Below are 13,986 nucleotides of genomic sequence, written 5' to 3' on the forward strand. Positions count from 1 at the left end.
TCGTTGTCCCAAAACCGCTGCGCACTTTGGGCGACATGCACCGACAAGGAGGGATCGACGATGAAGTTCATGTTGACCGACAGAGCGTTGCATCCACAGGCTGAGCCCGTCGCCGACGGCTTCAAGAAGGGCCGGATGAACCGGCGTGAATATCTCGCCACCATGGCGGCGCTCGGCGTCAGCGCCGCCGGCGCGCTGGCGCTCGGCGGCCTTGCGCCCGCCCCGGCCAGGGCGGCCGAGGAACCGAGGCGCGGCGGCGTGTTGCGCGTCGCCATGAACGTGAAGGGCTGGAAGGATCCGCGCACTTTCGACGGCGTCGAGATGTCCAACATCGCTCGCCAGTGCAACGAATATCTGGTGCGCTGGAACCGCGATTTCACCTTTGAGCCGTGGCTGCTCGAGAGCTGGGAGACCAGCGACGACGCTCGCGTGCTCACGCTGCACGTTCGCAAGGGCATCGCCTGGTCGAACGGCGACACCTTCAACGCCGACGATGTCGTCCACAATCTCACGCGCTGGTGCGATGCCGGCGTCGCCGGCAATTCGGTCGCCGAGCGCATGGGTGTGCTGGTCGACGCCGCCACCAAGAAACCGGTCGATGGCGGCATCGAGCGTGTCGATGACTTTACCGTCCGGCTCAATTTGCCGAAGCCCGACATTTCGCTGATCGCCGGCATGACCGACTATCCGGCGCTGATCATGCACCGCAGCTACGATGGCGGCGCTGGCGATCACGTCAGGACCTTGCGAACTGGTGGCATGGGACGCCGAGGTCGGCGCCGAGGTTCGCCGCAAGGACAGACCGTGGTGGAAAGGCGACTTCTACCTCGACGGCATCCAATGGATCGACTACGGCTCCGATCCCAATGCCATGTTTTCGGCTTTTGAATCGGGCGAGATCGACACCAACCATGAAACCGCCGCCGATGCGGTTTCGCAAACGGACGCCATGGATCTGAGCAATTCGGAGCTCGCCACCGGCTCGACGATCGTTGCGCGATTCAACGTCGGCAATCCGCCCTATGACGACGTCAGAGTACGGCGCGCCGCCCAGCTCGCGGTCGACAACGGCGCGATCCTGAAGATCGGCATGAACGATCGGGGCAAGCCGGCCGAGAACCATCATGTCGGCCCGATGCATGCCGAATACGCCGATATCGGGCCGGCCACGCGCAAGGTCGACGAAGCCAAGGCCCTGCTTGCCGAGGCCGGCAAGTCCGACCACGAATACGATCTCATCTCCGTCGACGTCGACTGGCAGAAGAACACCGGCGACGCCATCGCCGCGCAGATGCGCGACGCCGGGCTGAAGGTCAAACGCACCGTGCTGCCGGCGGCGACGTTCTGGAACGACTGGAGCAAATATCCTTTCTCCTGCACCGAATGGCTCGGCCGACCGCTGGGCGTCCAGGTGCTGGCGCTGGCCTACAAGTCCAGCGCCGCCTGGAACGAGAGCGCCTACGCCAATCCGGAATTCGATGCGTTGCTCGACCAGGCGATGGCGACACCGGATGCCAGCGCCCGTAAGGAGATCATGGCCAAGATCGAACAGAATCTGCGCGACTCCGGCATCATCATCCAACCCTATTGGCGCTCGGTCTACCGCACGTTCCGCAAGGGTGTGCACGGCTGCGAGCAGCACCAGTCGCTGGAGCAGCATTTCGACAAGGTCTGGCTCGAGGCGTAGCCTTGCCGCCGGATCGGAACGCCAGCGGCCAACGCAACGGAATGCCGGCGTCAGCCGGCAACGCCAGGCCCTGAAATCTCCTGCCCGAGGCGCACTGTTTCCCGCACCAGCAGGTCCAGGTCCTCGCGCCGGGTGCGGTGGTTGTTGACCGCCACCCTGAGGCAATGCTGGCCATGCACGGTCGTGTCCGAAAGGGCGGCGATGCCTTCTTCCTGCAGCCGCAGCATGATCTCGGTGTTGAGCGCCTTCTGCTGCTCGCCCGTCAGCCCGTCGCCGCGGTAGCGAAAGCAGACGATGTTGATGTTCGGTGGCGCGATCAGTTCCAGCAGCGGCTCGACCTCGATCAGCCTGCCGAGCGTGTGGCCCTGTGCGATGTTCTGGTCGATCAGGCGGCCGAACTTCTCGATGCCGTGCTCCTTCAGCGCCATCCACACCTTGAGCGCCCTGAAACCGCGTGACGTCTGCAGGCTATAATCATGCAGCCATTGTCCGGAGGCGAGGCCGCGCGGCGTCGACTCCAGATATTCCGGCGTGACCGCAAACGTATTGCGATGCGATGCAGCGTTCCTGATCAGCGCGCAGCCGACCTCGAACGGGGCGTGCAGCCATTTGTGCGGATCGAGCGCGATGGAATGGGCGTGTTCGATGCCGGCGACGCGATGCGAATTTTCCGGCGCGATGGCGATCAGGGCGCCGATGCAGCCGTCGACATGGAACCAGAGGTCCTCTTGCGCCGCCAGTCTTGCAAGTGCCTGCAGATCGTCGATCGCTCCGGTGTTGACGGTGCCTGCTGTGCCGATCACGCAGGCCGGCTGAAAACCTGCCTTGCGGTCGTCGGCGATCACCGCCCGCAAGGCGTCGATGTCCATCCGCAATCCGGCATCGGTCGGGATGCGTCGCAGCGCCTGGTTGCCCAGGCCGAGCGCTTCCATCGCCTTGCGATGACACGAGTGAAGCTGATCCGAGCCATAGAAGCGCAACGGCTTCTCGATGGCGGCAACGCCATGTTCGCGCACGTCGACGCCTGCCTTGACGTTGCGCGCCACGGTCAGGCCGATGATGTTGGCCATCGAGCCGCCGCTGACCAGTGTGCCGCTGGCCGATTGGGGGAAGCCCATCATCTGCTTGCACCAGTCGACGACCTGGCTGTCCAGAAGCGCGGCGGCATGGTTGCCGCCGCCAAGATTGGAACCCTGGATCGCCGCTAGGAAATCGCCGAGCGCGCCGGTGAAATTGCTCGACCCCATATACCAGGACCAGAAGCGCGGATGGATGTTGCCCATCGGATAGGCCATCACGTTGCGCGCAACCTCGCCATAGACGTCGGCAAGCAGTTGAGGCGAGCGTGGCAGCGGTGCGGCGAAGAAGGCTTTCACCTCCGCGGGCATGTCCTGCCACACCGGGCGGTCCCGGATATCGCGCAGATAGTCGACGGCATCGTTGACGATCCGGTGCGACAGCGCCTGGACATCGGCCCAGTCGACCGGATCGAGCGTTTCTTCGCCGGCCATGCCGACGGCTTTCAGCATTGCGTCCATCCGCGTTGCTCCCCGATTACTCAGCCGGGAACTGGCAGCCGGGCGTCGAGCGCGAAAGGGCTGTTTCCTCCGCGTCCATCTCGGCTTCGATGCCGTCAAACAACGGCGTCGTCATGTAGCGTTCGCCGGTATCGGGAAGCATGCACAGGATCACCGAGCCGGGTGAAGCTTTTTCGGCGATCTGGCGCGCCACAGCGAAGGTAGCCCCGCCGGAGATGCCGGTGAAAATCCCTTCCTTTTGCGCCAGCGCCTTGGCCCATTTGATGCCCTCCGGCCCGGGAACAGGCACGACCTCGTCATAGAGACTGGCGTCGACCGCCTCCTGCAGCACGTTGGGAATGAAATCCGGGGTCCAGCCCTGGATCGGATGCGGCTCGAAGGCCGGATGGCTGGCGGTCGGCGCGCCGTCGGCGCCGCGCTCCTGCGCCTTGCCGCTGCCGATGAGTTGGGCATTGGCGGGTTCGGCCAGCACGATCCTGGTCTCGGGGCGCTCCCGGCGCAGCACACGCCCGACACCGACGACGGTGCCGCCGGTTCCGTAGCCGGTAACGAAGCAGTCGAGCCGCGAGCCCGCGAAATCGTTGATGATCTCGCGCGCCGTCGTCGCTTCGTGAATGGCGGCATTGGCCTTGGTCTCGAACTGGCGGGCCAGGAACCAGCCATTGGCTTCGGCGAGTTCGACCGCCTTGTTGTACATGCCGAAGCCCTTCTGGGCACGCGGCGTCAGCACCACCTTGGCGCCCAGCATGCGCATCAGCTTGCGGCGCTCGATGGAGAAACTGTCGGCCATCGTCACCACCAGCGGATAACCCTTCTGCGCGCAGACCATGGCCAGCCCGATGCCGGTGTTGCCGCTGGTTGCCTCGACGACAGTCTGGCCCGGCTTCAAGGCGCCGCTGCGCTCGCCCTCCTCGATGATGTTGAGCGCCAGCCGGTCCTTTACCGACGCCGCCGGATTGAAGAACTCGGCCTTCACATAGATCGTCACATGATCGGGGCCGAGATTGTTGATCCTGATCACCGGCGTATCGCCGACCGTGTCGAGAATGCTGTCGAACAGGCGGCCTCGGCCGGCCGTGGTCCTCATTTTCTGTTGCTGCAACATGTCTGTTCTCCTCCTTTTGTTGTTGTCGTCACGAACCGGTTACAAACCGGCGGCTTGGGCGGCGAGGTTTCGAGACCTTGTCGCGATACCGTTGCCTTGCCGGCAATGCGGCCCGGAAGGTGGCAAATGCCAGTAGCCGGCGCGGAAATTCGTTGCCGGATGCACTCTATTGCTTTCAATGATAAAACAGAGGGCGACTGGCCAGCGTGGGAGCAAGCGTGGGAACGCACGTGGAATCCACTCGATCGAGTCTGGACGGCGCAACGGCCGGGCTTTCCGTGCGGCTGCTCGGGCCGCTGACGGTCATCCGCGACGGCGCCACGGTGCAGCTGCCGGCATCGCGCAAGCTGCGCGCGCTCGTCGCCTATCTGGCGCTTGCGCCGCATGCCGTGGGCCGCAGCCGTCTGTGCGAGCTTTTGTGGGATGTGCCGAACGATCCGCGGGGCGAGCTCCGCTGGTGCCTCAGCAAGCTTAGGGGCATTCTCGACGAACCGGATCGCCGCAGGATCGAGACGCCTGGTGACACGATCGCGCTTGATCTGAACGACAGTTTCGTCGACGCGATCGACATCGCCTCGGCTGCTGTTACAGGAATCGAGACGCTCGGTCTGGAGCGGTTGCAGGCTCTATCCGGACTGTTCGTCGGCGATTTCCTCGACGGGCTGGAGATCGATCGCAGCCCGCACTTCAACAGCTGGCTGACCGCGCAGCGCCGCCGCTTCAGATCATGCCATGCCGCCATTCTGGAACATCTCGTCAACAATCTCCCGGCAGGTGCTGACGAGACGTCTCCGCATCTGGAAAAGTGGGTGGAACTTGCTCCGTTCGACGGACGCGCGCATGCGGCTCTTCTGGCAGGGCTTGCACGGCGCGGCCAGATCGGCGAGTGCGAGGAACATCTCGCCTCCGCGGCGGAGCTGTTTGCTTCGGAGGACCTGGATTTCGGACCCGTTCGTGAGGCATGGCGGACGATCCGCGGCGAACGGCCGGGCGCGACGCTCTGGACGCGACCAGCGCTCGTGCCCGCCGCCCCGCAAGCAGCTATTGTGCTTCCCTATTCCGATGCTGCGGCATCGCAGAAGGCTTCGCTTGCTGTGATGCCGTTTGTCGAGGAAGTCGGCATCGGCGGCGTTCGCGGCGGCCCTCGCGGTGGATTGGCCGACGGCCTCACCCACGACATCATCACCCGCCTGGCCAAGCTCAGGGACTTCTTCGTCATCGCCCGCGGCTCCGTCTTTGCGCTGGCGGAAAAAAACATCGCGCCGGAGGATGCCGGCCGGCGGCTGAACGTCGATTATGTCGCCACCGGGACCGTGCGCAGCCAGACAGGCCGCGTCGTCGTCAGCGTGGAGCTTGTCGAGGTGCGCACGGCCAGGATCGTGTGGGCCGAGACGTTCGAACGCAGGCCCGACGACATCTTTGCCGTCCTCGACGATATCGGCAACAGCATCGTCTCGTCGATCTCGACCGAGATCGAGATGGTCGAGCGCAACCGCGCCATGCTGAAAGCGCCCAACTCGCTGAATGCTTGGGAGGCCTATCATCGTGGCCTCTGGCACATGTATCGCTTCACCCGCACGGAAAACGAACTGGCCCGGCATTTCTTCGGGATAGCGCTGAAGCTGGATCCGACCTTCGCCCGTGCCTATGCCGGCCTGTCATTCACCCATTGGCAAAACGCCTTTCAGCGCTGGGGAGACCGTGACAGGGAAAGCGCGCTTGCCTTCGAGACCGCCGGCCAGAGTCTTTTGGTCGATGATCACAATCCGGCCGCGCACTGGGCCATGGGCCGGGCGCTATGGCTGCGCGGCGAGCAGGACGGGTCCCTCATCGAGCTGGAGCGGGCCGTGGACCTCAGTCCGAACTTCGCGCTCGGCCACTACGCGCTGTCGTTTGTACACTCGCAGTCGGGTGACCCGAAAGCCGCGATCGGTTGCTCCGACCATTCGCGGCATCTGAGCCCCTTCGATCCGCTGCTGTTCGGCATGCTGGGCGCCCGCGCCATGGCGCATGTCCGCCTCGGCCAGTTTGACGAGGCGGCCGAATGGGCGCTGAAAGCCGCGGCTCGCCCCAACGCCCATGCCATCATCCTGGCGATCGCCGCGCATTGCCTTGCGTTGGCGGGACGTGTTGACGAGGCCCGCACTTTCGCGGCCACAATCCGCAAGACGCTGCCGAACTATTCAGCCGATGATTTCATCGGCACCTTCCGGTTCGAGCCGGACGCCGCGGCTCTGTTCCGACAAGGCGCCAAACGGATTGGGCTGGGGTGATCCAACCCACGCCAGCCTGACCCTATTCACCAGGTCCGCGACCCTCGCCGACAACCGAACAGAAAGCCGCGCAATCGGCCAGGAAGGCCGCGTTCGTCGCACTATATGCCGAGCATCGTCTTGGCTTCGTTGAGCGCAGCCTCCGACCCTGCATGATCGCCGGCCGCGTGCAATTTCTCGCCTTGGGCGCGGAGTTCTTTGACCTTGGTCATATCGGCCTCGGAGAGGGTCGCGGTCGGCAACGCCGCATCGATCGCGGCCATGATGGTCGGGCATGAATTTGCAAAGGCTGTCGCAGGAACGACCGCCAGGAAAACCGCAAGCGAAATTGATCGTAACATGGATGTTTCTCCCTTGCCGGCTCGCGGAACGCGCCGCGTCGACGACCGGCGTGGGAATGGTACAGCTAATGCTTGGGCGTGCCAATCACGATGATGCCGCTGGGTTGACGCAAGCTGTGGTCGGCCGAGCTTTTTCTCGGGGTTTCTGAACTTTCATCACGGCTGGTCGCCACCAATATCGTCACGCCCAAAAGCCGACGCCAGGTTCGCGGCAATCGTCAGACCGGCCGCAAAATTCCTCGACCAGAACGGGTCACGTGGGCTCAACGGATTTGACATTGCCTTCGGTATCCACAAGGCAGCTTGTCTTCTTGCCGCTGGCATCGAGTTCGACCTGATAGGTTTTGGAATCGAGCTTGCTCGATGAAACCGGAAGGATCTTCGTGCTGTCGGCGCCGCTCGCCTTGGCGACCGCGTTGGCGCAAAGAAGCTGAAGGTCCGCCGGGGCGGTCTCGACCTGGGTCCTGGACATCTGGTCCTGAGGAGGCGGCGGCGGCGCGCTGACGCAAGCGCCCAGGGCCCCAACCAAGAATCCAATTGCTGTTGCCCGGATCGAAGTTCTCACTGCACGTTTTACCGACATTGCTTGGTCCCTCTCCGAATGCCGCTTCATACACCCTTGTAAAGGGCCGCCCCCTGCATGAGAACGATGACCTTGGCTCCAACCTTGACGCGGGATGCGAGATCGGTGATGTCGTCGTTCCTCATCCGGATACACCCTGATGACACGTCGAGCCCGATCGTCCAGGGCTCCGGCGTGCCGTGTATCCGGTAGATCGTGTCCTGGTCGCGCTCATACAGATAGAGCGCCCTGGCGCCGAGCGGATTGTCAGGCCCTCCCGGCATGCCTCCCGCATGTTTGACCGCATTCGGATCACGAGCGACCATTTCGGCCGGAGGCGTCCAGGTCGGCCATTCCGCCATGCGGCCGACGCGCACGATGCCGGCCCATCCAAACCCTTCCCGGCCCACGCCGATACCGTAGCGCATGGCCTGCTGACCCGGCTGCACAAGGTAGAGAAAATGCTGGTTGCCATCGATGATGATCGTACCGGGCACTTCCGCAGTGCGGAACTTGACCATCTGCGGGCGAAACGCTTCGGGCACTTCGTTATGCGCGGCATAGTATTTGCGCGCCTTGGTACGGTCGTAGTCCACCCATTTGTGGGTTTTCGGATCGAAAACCTGTGTTCCCGCAGCCAGCGCCGCCACCGCGACAAGACCGAACGCTACCGCGACAATTGCCGTGAGGGAGCTCCGCTGGAGAGCGGCGTGTTTCACAATCATCAGCTTTCCGGTCATGGATTTGCCCACCCGTGCACCCGAGCGCCTTGCGCGGCAACCCATTGTTTGGCGTATTCGTAAGGGTCCTGACGCTCCACCTGGAGCGCGTAACTCATCTTCGTGACGTCCTCGGGCTTGAGGTCGACCTGTTCCAGGAACTCTACCACCTTAGGATATTTTTTGCGCAGTGAGGTGGCGTAAGCGACATGGAAATGTGCGGTATTCCATGACACTGGCGCGCTGGACTTCGAGACCCAGAGCGGGTCCTCGGAAGGCAGCACGATCTTCCACTTTGCCGGGTCAAAAGGCGGCTCGGTAAGCCGGACAATGTCGTGCAGTTTAAACACGTGATGCGGCGCGTAGCAGGCGAACACCATTGGATGATCCGTGGCGACAGCGGCATCGACAGCCGCCATTCCGGCATCTTCCGGCGTCTCCAGCAATGTCATTGTCTTGGCATAGCCATAGCTGTTGGCGCGGACGCGCTCGATAGCCGTTGAGGACCAACCCTCAGCGCCAATCCAGAGTTCCCCACGTCCGTCCCGATCAGTGTCCAACGCGGTAGTCTTGCGCGGGTCGGTGAGATCCGAAATGTCACGAATCCCAAATTTGTCGGCAGTTTCGCGGGTAGCGCATATGCCTTGCCATGCCGGCACCCCGATGGGACTGATGGCTACCGTGCCGGCACCGTCGACATACTTCTTCACCAGGTTGTCCAGGTTGGGCAGCCAGATTTCGGGATGAATATCCACCTCGCCCGAATCGAGGCCGGCAAAGGCAATAAGCGTTCCCATCTCGCGCACATCAGCATCGAGCCCGAACTGTTCCTTCAGGCTGACCTTGAGAATGTTTGCCGTCGCCTGGCCCGACGGCCAGTTCGGCATTGCAATGACGAGATCGGCCGCGTGGACCGGGATGTTTACCGCCAGCCACGTCAAAGCCGCCAGCGACATTTTCCGCAGGCACTGCCGAAATCGGTTGTGCATTTTCTTTCCCCTCGCTTCGGTGCTGAAATGAATCGGGACGGGAACAATCTGTCGCGGCAAGCACCGGGTTGTGACACCAGTGCCATCTTCTGACGGCAACTGCTGAAGGTGCGGCAGTGCATTCGCCAAAGAGAGCGCCGTCACGTGCCGCCCCTGCACGCTACCCGATGACACACCGTCTGGGAAGACGCTCACAACGCGGCCGCCGCGCCCAACTTTCAAAATGTCGGCGGGCACACGCCCTACGAACTGTAAGTGGCTTCCGCATTAGGACGCCTGATGGCCTTCGGACTCCTCGTTTTGATTTGCGTCAATGTGACCTTCATCCACAGGGAAGACTGTGGCGCGGAAGGGGTTGAGCTGGCCAGGACGCATTTTCCCAGCCCCACTCCCTCGCGGATTTATCCTGGAGCCGGCGCGACAAATGCCTCGAACATGCGATCTCCAAAGGTCATGGCTGACCCCGTCTTTAGCGCTATAGCGCTGACCAAAACTTACACCTCGGGTGAGACACAGGTGCTTGCCCTGCGCGCGCTGGACCTGGAAATATTCGCTGGAGAAGTGGTCGTTCTGCTCGGCCCGTCAGGCAGCGGCAAGTCGACCCTGCTCAATATCATGGGCGGGCTCGACCATGCTACGAGCGGTCAGCTGTTCTTCAGGGATCAGGAGTTGAGCAACCTCGACGATCGGGAGTTGACCGCCTATCGACGACAGCATGTCGGCTTCGTGTTCCAGTTCTACAATCTGATCCCCAGCCTGACAGCCTATGAAAACGTCTTACTGGTTACCGAGATCTCCGATCATCCGATGCGTCCCGACGAAGCTCTCGCGCTCGTCGGGCTTGAGGCGCGGATGCACCACTTCCCGGCACAGCTCTCGGGCGGCGAACAGCAACGCGTGGCTATTGCCCGGGCGATAGCCAAACGGCCTGAGGTGCTGCTCTGCGATGAGCCTACCGGCGCCCTGGATTCCAAGACAGGCATTCGCGTGATCGAGGCACTGCTGGGCATCAATGCGCAGCTTGGCACCACGGTCCTCATCATAACGCACAACGCCAGCATCCAGGACGTCGCCGACCGCGTGCTGTTCTTCGCCGACGGTCAAATCTCGAGAATTCACAGGAACGAGGCGCGCCGGGCTGCCGCCGAGCTTGTCTGGTGATCCTGATGCGCGCGCTGGATGTCAAGCTCTTTCGCGATCTTGTACGGCTGTGGGCCCAGGCGCTTGCGATCGCTCTCGTCATTGCCGGCGGGGTGTCCACAGTGGTTCTTGCTGTCGGCTCCCTGCGGTCTCTGGAGGAAACCCGAATTGCTTATTACGAGAGGCACCAATTCGCCGATGTCTTTGCGTTGGTCAGGCGTGCGCCGAAGACGCTGCTCACTCAAATTGCGGAAATCCCCGGAGTTGCTGCCGTGCAAGGGCGCATCGCCAAATTGGCCCTGCTCGATATTCCTCAGTTTCGCGAGCCTGCAACGGGACAATTCATTTCGCTGACTGAGGACGGTCAGCCCGCGCTCAACCGGCTGTACATGCGGGCAGGCCGGATGCCCGAGCCTGGGCGAGGCGATGAGGTTGTCGTCACCGAGGGCTTTGCCAAGGCACATGCTTTCAAGCCGGGGTCGCACTTCGCCGCCATTCTCAACGGCCGCAAGCGCGACCTCGTCGTCGTGGGTATCGCGCTCTCGCCGGAATATATCTACGCCATAGGGCCGGGCGACCGAATGCCGGACGAGCGCCGCTTTGCCATCGTCTGGATGTCTGAAAAGGCGCTCGCCAGCGTCTACGACCTGAACGGCGCATTTTCTTCGGTCACTCTCAAGCTGATGCGGGACGCCTCGGAAGGCGAGGTCATCACGCGCCTCGACGCGTTGCTCGACCGCTACGGCGGACAAGCGGCATATGGGCGCAAGGATCAGACCTCACACGCCTTTCTGGAACACGGGCTCGACATGCTCAGGAATATGAGCCGCACGCTGCCACCGATCTTTCTTTTGGTGGCAGCATTCCTGATCAACGTGACGCTTAGCCGGATCGTCGCGCTCGAACGCGAACAAATCGGGCTGCTGAAGGCGCTTGGCTATCGGAACGCCGCCGTCGCCTGGCATTACATCAAACTCATCATCGTGATTGTCATGATCGGCGTCGTCATCGGCAGTGCGGCTGGAACGTGGCTGGGCACTTTCGTAACAGAGATGTATGGCGACTTTTATCGGTTCCCATTCCTGGTTTTCGTCCAGAGCCCGGATGTCTACGTCGCGGCCGCGGTGCTGAGCTTTGGAGCCGCGATCATCGGTGCGGTGCGTGTGTTGCGCGATATCGTGAGGTTGCCGCCCGCCGTTGCGATGCAGGCGCCCGCTCCGCCTCGCTTCCGCCGTCTCCTGCCCGCGACCTTTGCTATCCGCAACGTCCTTTCACAACCGGCTGTGATGATGGTGCGCAACATCAGCGGCCATCCGATCAGGGCGATGTTTACGATAGCGGGCATGTCGCTGGCGACGGGAATCCTGATCGCCTCGCTTTTCCTCAACGGCACCATGGAGGCGTTGATCGATGTGACTTATTTCATGTCCGACCGCCAGGACGCCACTGTCAGCTTTGTCGAACGGCGCCCGCTGAAAGCAGTCAATCAAATCGCGCGGCTGCCCGGTATTCTCGCGGCGGAGCCTTTTCGGGAAGTTCCCGTTCGCATACGGAATGGAAACATCGAGCGTCGGATCATGATCAGCGGAAGACCGCGCGATGCTGACCTCAACAGGATCATCGACACTGACCTGCATCCCGTGCTTCCCGAGACTGGCTTGGCGATTTCGAGTTGGCTCGCGCAGATTCTCGGGACACAGGTCGGCGATTTCGTCGAAATCGATTTGCTAGAAGGGCAGCGACGGACCGTCTCGCTTCCCGTGACCGCGTTGGTCGAGGACTATTTCGGCATTCAGGGAATGATGCATTTTGATGCCCTGGCTCGCTTAATGCGGGAGGCGCCGGCCGTCAACAGCGTGAGCGTAAGCCTCGATGCGAACGAGCGTGACCGACTTTACGACGCTATCAAGAGCATGCCGATGGTCAGTGGCATGGCCTTGCAACGCGTATCGCTTGCGAACTTCCGTGATGCATTGGCGGTGTTGGTGACCACGATGGCAAACATATACACGGGGCTCGCGGCCGTTATCGCCTTCGGTGTCGTTTACAACAGCGCAAGAATCTCACTTTCCGAACGCGCGCGCGAGTTGGCCAGCCTGCGTGTCCTCGGCTTCACCCGGGGAGAAGTGTTGCGAATTCTGCTCCTCGAACTGGCCGTGTTGACGTTGCTTGCGCAGCCGCCGGGATGGGCCGTCGGCTACGGCCTCGCCTGGACATTGCAAACAAAAATGGCCGGCGAGTTGATGCGGACTCGTTTGGTCGTGGAGCATTCCACCTATGTACTTGCCAGCGCGATGGTGATTGCCGCGGCACTGTTCTCCGCGCTCGTCGTACGTCGGCGGATCAACCAGCTCGACCTTGTCACCGTTCTCAAGACGCGAGATTGAACCATGCGCACGATCTGGATGAAGCGAACGGTGGGGGCCATGGCCTTGGGTGCTTTGGCAGCTGCCGCGGTCTGGTTCGCATGGCCACGGCCGATCGTGGTGGATCTGGCGACGGCGACAGAAGGTCCCATGGAGGTCACGATCGACGACGAGGCCAAGACGCGCGTCCGCCACGTCTATACGGTATCCGCGCCAACCCTGGGAAAAGTCCTGCGAATCTCCCCGCCTCGCCATGTCGGGGATCAGGTTGCCGTGGACGAGACGGTGGCGGTGATGCAGCCGACCGTACCGAGCTTCCACGATGCCCGCACGCACGAGGAGCTGCAGGCGGCGCTGGCGGCCACCGAAGCGGCAATGACGCTTTCGGAAGCCGAAGCTCGCCGGATCGAGGCGGCGCTCAAATTTTCGCGCACGGAGCTTCAGCGGGCGGAGGCGCTCGCCCGCACCGACGCGATCTCGGTCAAAGTTTTGGACAGGGCGAGATTCGACGTCGAAACCAATGAAGCTGCGTTGGCAAGCGCCAAAGCGCAAGTCGAGGTACGGCGCAACGAGCGCTCAAGCGTTGCGGCCCGGCTCAGCGAACCGTCGGGCGCCATCCCGCAATCGAATCCCGCCTGCTGTATCCAGCTACGCGCCCCAATGAACGGCAGCATCCTGAAGATCATTCAGGAGAGCGAGGGCGTAGTGCAAGCAGGCGCCCCGTTGATCGAGATCGGCGATCCGCGCGACCTCGAGATCGTCGCCGACCTTCTGTCGACCGACGCTGTCCGGATCAAGCCCGGCGCACCGGTCCGGATCGATGGCTGGGGCGGATCACCCATCCGTGGCCAGGTGACACGGGTGGACCCGGCGGGGTTCGTCAAGGTCTCCGCACTCGGTATCGAGGAACAAAGGGTCCGCACGATCATCGATTTCGTCGATTCTCCCGAAGCGTGGCCGTCGCTCGGTCACGATTACCGCGTGATCGTGCATGTCACGATCTGGAATGCGGAAGACGTGCTGACGGTGCCGGTGGCGGCTCTGTTCCGAAAGGGGGAGGACTGGGCGGTCTTCGCGGTCACGGATGGTCGTGCACGGGCAACGATCGTAACGGTCGGTCAGCGAAACAACCGGACGGCAGAGGTTCGGTCGGGCCTTGCCGCGGGCGATCGCGTGGTGCTGCACCCGAGTGACAGGGTCACGGACGGCGTGACCGTAGCCCAGCGTGAGGTACGATAACGAAAAAGCCCGGCGAACCGGGCTTTC

Annotated in this window: 10 protein-coding genes and 1 pseudogene; 5 read left to right on the top strand and 6 right to left on the bottom strand. The window is 62.6% G+C overall.

Annotation, left to right across the window (positions count from 1 at the left end):
• The first annotated feature begins 60 nt into the window (after window positions 1-60).
• A pseudogene (locus EJ066_RS07300) lies at window positions 61-1,687 on the top strand (ABC transporter substrate-binding protein).
• Window positions 1,688-1,737: 50 nt separating this feature from the next.
• Here EJ066_RS07300 and EJ066_RS07305 read toward each other — a convergent pair.
• Window positions 1,738-3,225, bottom strand: a complete 1,488-nt coding sequence (locus tag EJ066_RS07305; protein WP_126036283.1) for an aspartate aminotransferase family protein — start codon at window positions 3,223-3,225, stop codon at window positions 1,738-1,740.
• 16 nt (window positions 3,226-3,241) lie between these two features.
• A complete protein-coding gene (locus tag EJ066_RS07310; RefSeq protein ID WP_126036286.1) occupies window positions 3,242-4,330 on the bottom strand; it encodes a pyridoxal-phosphate dependent enzyme in 1,089 nt (362 codons plus the stop codon).
• A 230-nt stretch (window positions 4,331-4,560) separates the two neighbouring features.
• Here EJ066_RS07310 and EJ066_RS07315 point away from each other — a divergent pair, with 230 nt between their 5' ends.
• Window positions 4,561-6,603, top strand: a complete 2,043-nt coding sequence (locus tag EJ066_RS07315) for a BTAD domain-containing putative transcriptional regulator (RefSeq protein WP_189644448.1) — start codon at window positions 4,561-4,563, stop codon at window positions 6,601-6,603.
• A 101-nt stretch (window positions 6,604-6,704) separates the two neighbouring features.
• Here the strand turns inward: EJ066_RS07315 and EJ066_RS07320 are convergent, their stop codons facing one another.
• The 4 genes from EJ066_RS07320 to EJ066_RS07335 all read right to left on the bottom strand — a co-directional run bounded on the left by EJ066_RS07320 (window position 6,705) and on the right by EJ066_RS07335 (window position 9,181).
• Window positions 6,705-6,944 carry a hypothetical protein gene (locus EJ066_RS07320; RefSeq protein ID WP_126036288.1) on the bottom strand — a complete coding sequence of 80 codons (240 nt, stop codon included), beginning with the start codon at window positions 6,942-6,944 and terminating at the stop codon, window positions 6,705-6,707.
• 253 nt (window positions 6,945-7,197) lie between these two features.
• Window positions 7,198-7,416, bottom strand: a complete 219-nt coding sequence (locus tag EJ066_RS07325) for a hypothetical protein (protein WP_348629293.1) — start codon at window positions 7,414-7,416, stop codon at window positions 7,198-7,200.
• A gap of 137 nt (window positions 7,417-7,553) precedes the next feature.
• Window positions 7,554-8,231 carry a L,D-transpeptidase gene (locus EJ066_RS07330; protein WP_245455092.1) on the bottom strand — a complete coding sequence of 226 codons (678 nt, stop codon included), beginning with the start codon at window positions 8,229-8,231 and terminating at the stop codon, window positions 7,554-7,556.
• A gap of 11 nt (window positions 8,232-8,242) precedes the next feature.
• Entirely contained in the window at window positions 8,243-9,181 is a 939-nt protein-coding gene (locus EJ066_RS07335) for a glycine betaine ABC transporter substrate-binding protein (RefSeq protein ID WP_245455187.1), read from the bottom strand.
• A gap of 486 nt (window positions 9,182-9,667) precedes the next feature.
• Here EJ066_RS07335 and EJ066_RS07340 point away from each other — a divergent pair, with 486 nt between their 5' ends.
• The 3 genes from EJ066_RS07340 to EJ066_RS07350 are packed head-to-tail and all read left to right on the top strand — an operon-like array spanning window position 9,668 to window position 13,959.
• Complete coding sequence (locus EJ066_RS07340) at window positions 9,668-10,375, top strand: ABC transporter ATP-binding protein (RefSeq protein ID WP_126043777.1); 708 nt, start codon at window positions 9,668-9,670, stop codon at window positions 10,373-10,375.
• A 5-nt stretch (window positions 10,376-10,380) separates the two neighbouring features.
• Window positions 10,381-12,741, top strand: coding sequence for an ABC transporter permease (locus EJ066_RS07345; protein ID WP_126043778.1), 2,361 nt, complete (start codon window positions 10,381-10,383; stop codon window positions 12,739-12,741).
• 3 nt (window positions 12,742-12,744) lie between these two features.
• Entirely contained in the window at window positions 12,745-13,959 is a 1,215-nt protein-coding gene (locus EJ066_RS07350) for an HlyD family efflux transporter periplasmic adaptor subunit (protein ID WP_126036292.1), read from the top strand.
• Window positions 13,960-13,986 lie beyond the last annotated feature (27 nt).

This window comes from Mesorhizobium sp. M9A.F.Ca.ET.002.03.1.2 (assembly GCF_003952365.1).
Taxonomy (GTDB): domain Bacteria; phylum Pseudomonadota; class Alphaproteobacteria; order Rhizobiales; family Rhizobiaceae; genus Mesorhizobium.

What these genes read in the sequence shown, in the direction of transcription:
- EJ066_RS07305 (WP_126036283.1), bottom strand. Translation starts at nt 3,225, where the DNA reads ATGGACGCAATGCTGAAAGCCGTCGGCATGGCCGGCGAAGAAACGCTC.
- EJ066_RS07320 (WP_126036288.1), bottom strand. Translation starts at nt 6,944, where the DNA reads ATGTTACGATCAATTTCGCTTGCGGTTTTCCTGGCGGTCGTTCCTGCG.
- EJ066_RS07330 (WP_245455092.1), bottom strand. Translation starts at nt 8,231, where the DNA reads ATGATTGTGAAACACGCCGCTCTCCAGCGGAGCTCCCTCACGGCAATT.
- EJ066_RS07325 (WP_348629293.1), bottom strand. Translation starts at nt 7,416, where the DNA reads ATGTCCAGGACCCAGGTCGAGACCGCCCCGGCGGACCTTCAGCTTCTT.
- EJ066_RS07335 (WP_245455187.1), bottom strand. Translation starts at nt 9,181, where the DNA reads ATGTCGCTGGCGGCTTTGACGTGGCTGGCGGTAAACATCCCGGTCCAC.
- EJ066_RS07350 (WP_126036292.1), top strand. Translation starts at nt 12,745, where the DNA reads ATGCGCACGATCTGGATGAAGCGAACGGTGGGGGCCATGGCCTTGGGT.
- EJ066_RS07310 (WP_126036286.1), bottom strand. Translation starts at nt 4,330, where the DNA reads ATGTTGCAGCAACAGAAAATGAGGACCACGGCCGGCCGAGGCCGCCTG.
- EJ066_RS07345 (WP_126043778.1), top strand. Translation starts at nt 10,381, where the DNA reads ATGCGCGCGCTGGATGTCAAGCTCTTTCGCGATCTTGTACGGCTGTGG.
- EJ066_RS07340 (WP_126043777.1), top strand. Translation starts at nt 9,668, where the DNA reads ATGGCTGACCCCGTCTTTAGCGCTATAGCGCTGACCAAAACTTACACC.